Source organism: Agromyces binzhouensis (genome assembly GCF_004135055.1).
In the GTDB taxonomy this organism is placed as follows: domain Bacteria; phylum Actinomycetota; class Actinomycetes; order Actinomycetales; family Microbacteriaceae; genus Agromyces; species Agromyces binzhouensis.
The window spans coordinates 1-4,506 of the sequence record NZ_SDPL01000255.1; the positions used below are offsets into that span (position 1 = coordinate 1).

Consider the following 4,506-nt stretch of genomic DNA (forward strand, 5'->3'; position numbering starts at 1 on the left):
CCCGCCGACCCCGCCCCCGAGACCGCCGACGCGCGCGCCGCCGCACGCGCCCGGGTCCGCGACCAGCCCTCGGTGCTCACCGCACTCCGCACCCCCCGGTTGCTCACCCGCGAGGTGCTCGCGGGCCTCGTCGTCGCGCTCGCCCTGATCCCCGAGGCGATCTCGTTCTCGATCATCGCCGGCGTCGACCCGCGGGTCGGCCTCTTCTCGTCGTTCGTGATGGCGGTGTCGATCGCATTCCTCGGCGGGCGTCCGGCGATGATCACGGCCGCCACGGGCGCCGTCGCGCTCGTCATCGCGCCCGTCGCGCGTGACTACGGCATGGACTACTTCATCGCGACCGTGATCCTCGCGGGCGTGTTCCAGCTCGTGCTCGGGGCCCTGGGCGTGGCGAAGCTCATGCGCTTCATCCCGCGGAGCGTCATGGTCGGATTCGTCAACTCGCTCGCGATCCTGATCTTCGCCGCACAGCTCCCGCACCTCGTCGGGGTGCCCTGGCTCGTCTACCCGCTGGTCGCGGCCGGACTCGTGATCATGGTCGGCGTACCGCGGCTCACGAAGGCCGTGCCCGCGCCGCTCATCGCGATCGTCGTCCTCACGGTCGTCGTCGTCGCGGCCGGCTGGCAGGTGCCCACCGTCGGCGACGAGGGCGAGCTGCCCGAGAGCCTGCCCGAGTTGTTCATCCCGGACGTGCCGCTCACGTGGGAGACCTTCGCGACCATCGCGCCGTTCGCGCTCGCGATGGCCCTCGTCGGGCTCCTCGAGTCGCTCATGACGGCGAAGCTCGTCGACGACATCACCGACACCCGCTCGCGCAAGACGCGCGAGGCGCTCGGCCAGGGCGTCGCCAACATGCTCTCCGGCCTCTTCGGCGGCATGGGCGGCTGCGCCATGATCGGCCAGACGATGATCAACGTGAAGGTGTCGGGCGCGCGGACGCGCATCTCGACGTTCCTCGCGGGCGTCTTCCTGCTCGTGCTCGTCGTCGGACTCGGCGACCTCGTCGCGATCATGCCGATGGCCGCGCTCGTCGCCGTCATGATCATGGTCTCGGTCGCGACCTTCGACTGGCACTCGGTCCGCTGGTCGACGCTCAAGCGGATGCCGAAGTCGGAGACGACCGTCATGGTGGCGACCGTGGTCGTGGTCGTCGCCACGCACAACCTCGCGATCGGCGTCATCGTCGGGGTGCTCGTGGCGATGGTCGCGTTCGCCCGTCGCGTCGCGCACTTCGCGACCGTGACCCGTCGGGTCTCGCTCGACGAGCCGGTGCCGACCGCGCACTACCGCGTCGACGGCGAGCTCTTCTTCGCCTCGTCGAACGACCTGACCACGCAGTTCGAGTACGCCGACGACCCGGAGCGGGTCGTGATCGACATGTCGGGCTCGCACATCTGGGACGCCTCGACCGTGGCCGCGCTCGACGCGATCACGACCAAGTACGAGCACCACGGCAAGCGCGTCGTCATCGAGGGGCTGAACGAGGCGAGCTCGGCGATGCACGCGCGCCTCGCCGGGCAGCTGGGCGCCGGCCACTGACGTCGGGCGCGGGCGCGCACCGCGGAGACGACGAGAGGCGGATGCCACGCGGCATCCGCCTCTCGCCCGTTCAGGGGGTCAGACGCTCAGGTCGACGTCCTTCGTCTCCTTGACCAGCGAGACGCCGATCAGGGAGATGACCGCGGCGATCGCGATGTAGAGGCCGATCGTCCACGACTGGCCGGTCTCGCCGAGCAGGGCCGCGGCGATCATCGGGGCGAACGCGCCGCCGAGGATGGCGCCGAGCGCGTAGCCGATCGAGACGCCCGAGTAGCGCACCTTCGCCGGGAACATCTCGGCGTAGAGCGCGGCCTGCGGGCCGTACGAGAGGCCGAGGCCGAACGTCATCAGGAACAGCGCGACGAAGTACCAGACGATGTTCCCGGTGTCGATGAGGAACCACATCGGGATCGCCCAGAGCGCGAGGAACGCGTAGCCGATCTGGAAGGTGCGGATGCGACCGAGGCGATCGGAGAGGCGTCCGCCCCAGAGCGTGAAGACGAGCCAGCCGAACGACGCGAACGTGGTGGCGAGCAGCACCGTCGGCCGGTCCATGCCGAGCGCGGTCACCGCGTAGGTCGCGAAGTACGCGATCAGGAGGTAGCCCGCGGCGTTGTTCGCGATGAAGATGACGGCGGTGAGGACGACGTTCTTCGTGTTGCTGCGGAACAGCTCCTTGAGCGGGGCCGAGGACTCCTGCTTGCGCTCCTGGAGCTCCTTGAAGACCGGGCTCTCCTCGACCGCGCGACGGATCATGTAGCCGACCACGATCAGCACGATCGAGAGCATGAACGGGATGCGCCAGCCCCACTCCATGAACGCCTCCGGCGACATGGACGAGGTGATGATCCAGAGCGTGAAGGTCGCGAGGATCATGCCGACGGGCACGCCGATCTGCGGGAAGGCGCCGAAGAAGCCGCGCTTGCCCTTGGGGGCGTGCTCGACCGACATGAGCGCCGCGCCGCCCCACTCGCCGCCGGCCGAGAAGCCCTGCAGGATGCGGAGCAGGATCAGCAGGATCGGCGCCGCGATGCCGATCGCGGCGTACGTCGGCAGGAAGCCGATGAGCGAGGTGGACAGGCCCATGAGGATGAGGGTGAAGACCAGCATCTTCTTCCGGCCGAGCTTGTCGCCGAGCCACCCGGCGACGACTGCGCCGAGCGGGCGGAAGAGGAACGAGATGCCGATCGTCGCGAAGGCGAGGACCTGCGCGAGCGTGGCGTTCGCCTCGGCGAGCGGGGCGAGGAAGAGCGGGGCGAGGACGAGCCCGGCCGCCTGGGCGTAGATGAAGAAGTCGTACCACTCGATGGACGTGCCCACGAGGGTGCCGGCGAGGACCTTGCGCTCCTCGGTGGACATCCTCCCGGTGCGCGAGGATTCCTGGACGGTTGCGGTCATGCGAACTCCGTTGTTCTGTGCAGGGTGAATCGGGGACCGACGCGGGGGTGGTGCGCCGTTGCGGGTTTCCCGACCGATCGTTCGGTTGGAAATCCGAACATAGCGCACCACCCGCGGCGAACGGTAGCCCCCTGCGACGAACGGCGGTTCCTGCGCGACGAACGGATGGCGGTTCGAGCACGTCGACGTGTCGCTCGCTCGAATTCGAAGGATGAGCCGTGGCACGACCCCGTCTCGAGGCCCATCGCGCGCCTCATCCTTCGAACCGAGGCGCTCGCGCTGCGGGCCACGGGGCTCGCGTAGGGTTTCGCCATGCCCACGCCCGACTTCGTGCTCGAGCTCCGACGCCACGTCGGCACCGCTCCATTGCCGCTCGTCGGCGTGACCGCCGTCATCCTCCGCGACGGGCGGGTCCTCCTCGGTCGGCGCTCCGACACCGGCGCCCTCACCCCGATCACCGGCATCGTCGATCCCGGCGAGGAGCCGGCCGTGGCCGCGGCCCGCGAGGCGCTCGAGGAGGCCGGCGTGCGGATCGCGGTCGACCGGCTCGCGTGGGTGCACCAGGTGCCGCGCGTCGTCTACGGCAACGGCGACCAGGCCGACTACCTCGACCTCACCTTCCGCTGCAGCTGGCTCGACGGTGAGCCGCACCCCGCCGACGGCGAGATGACCGACCTCGGATGGCACGACCCGGCCGACCTCGGCGCCGTCAACGCCGAGCATCGCCGCCGCATCGAGGCCGCGCTCGCCGCGGGCGACGGGCCGGCGCGGTTCGAGGTCGACTGAACGCCCTCGACGCCATCGGCGCCCGCGTGACGAGCGCGTACCGCGGTCCGCCGGATCAGTCCTCGAACGCGAGCAGGGCGGCCCCGACGAGCGGCGCGTCGTCGCCGAGCTCGGCGGCCACGACGCGCACCTCCCGCGAAGCGGGGAGCACGGCGGTTCGGTGCGCCGCCGCCTCGACGAGGGGCAGGTAGTCGTCGGCGACCCGGGAGAAGCCGCCGCCGACCGCGACGGTGGTGACGTCGAGCAGCGCGGCGAACGACGCGATCGCCTGCCCCACGGCATCGGCCGACCGGTGCACGGCCTGCACCGCGATCGGGTGACCCGCGCGATAGTCGGCCGCGAGCGCGAGCCCGTCGGCTCCGATCCAGCCGTGGGCGCTCGCCCACCGGACGGTGGCCGGCCCCGAGGCGACCCCCTCGACGGTCGCGGCGACGGGGTCGTCGCCGGACGGCCGGCGAACCCAGGCCTGCCCCACGTGCCCGGCGTTGCCCGTCTCGCCGCGGATGATCCGGCCGTCGACGACGAGCCCGCCGCCGATCCCGGTCGACACCACCATCGCGATGCCGTTGCGCACGCCGCGCAGCGCGCCGAAGCGCGCCTCGGCGAGCGCGATGCACGTGCCGTCGAGCGCGACGTCGACGGGTGCGCCCTGCGCGAAGGGCTCGACCGTCGGCACGAGCGGCAGGTCGCGGATGCCCGGCATGTTCAAGGGCGACACGTGCGTTCCGTCGCCGAGGAGCGGGCCGGCCGTGCCGACGCCGACGCCGACGAGCCGGTGCGCCG

4 protein-coding genes are annotated in these 4,506 nt (G+C 71.3%); 2 read left to right on the forward strand and 2 right to left on the reverse strand.

Annotated features, from left to right (window positions below; translation table 11 throughout):
- Positions 1 to 72: 72 nt before the first annotated feature.
- Positions 73 to 1,539 (forward strand): SulP family inorganic anion transporter, encoded by a 1,467-nt coding sequence (locus ESO86_RS11975; protein ID WP_129235240.1) that lies wholly within the window; start codon positions 73 to 75, stop codon positions 1,537 to 1,539.
- 78 nt (positions 1,540 to 1,617) lie between these two features.
- Here ESO86_RS11975 and ESO86_RS11980 read toward each other — a convergent pair whose 3' ends face one another.
- Positions 1,618 to 2,937 (reverse strand): MFS transporter, encoded by a 1,320-nt coding sequence (locus ESO86_RS11980; protein WP_129235238.1) that lies wholly within the window; start codon positions 2,935 to 2,937, stop codon positions 1,618 to 1,620.
- Positions 2,938 to 3,249: 312 nt separating this feature from the next.
- Between ESO86_RS11980 and ESO86_RS11985 the strand changes: the two genes are divergently transcribed.
- Positions 3,250 to 3,723 carry an NUDIX hydrolase gene (locus ESO86_RS11985; protein ID WP_129235239.1) on the forward strand — a complete coding sequence of 158 codons (474 nt, stop codon included), beginning with the start codon at positions 3,250 to 3,252 and terminating at the stop codon, positions 3,721 to 3,723.
- A 55-nt stretch (positions 3,724 to 3,778) separates the two neighbouring features.
- Here the strand turns inward: ESO86_RS11985 and ESO86_RS11990 are convergent.
- Positions 3,779 to 4,506, reverse strand: a 728-nt coding sequence (locus ESO86_RS11990; RefSeq protein ID WP_165307735.1) for an ROK family protein, incomplete at its 5' end; no start/stop codon positions are given.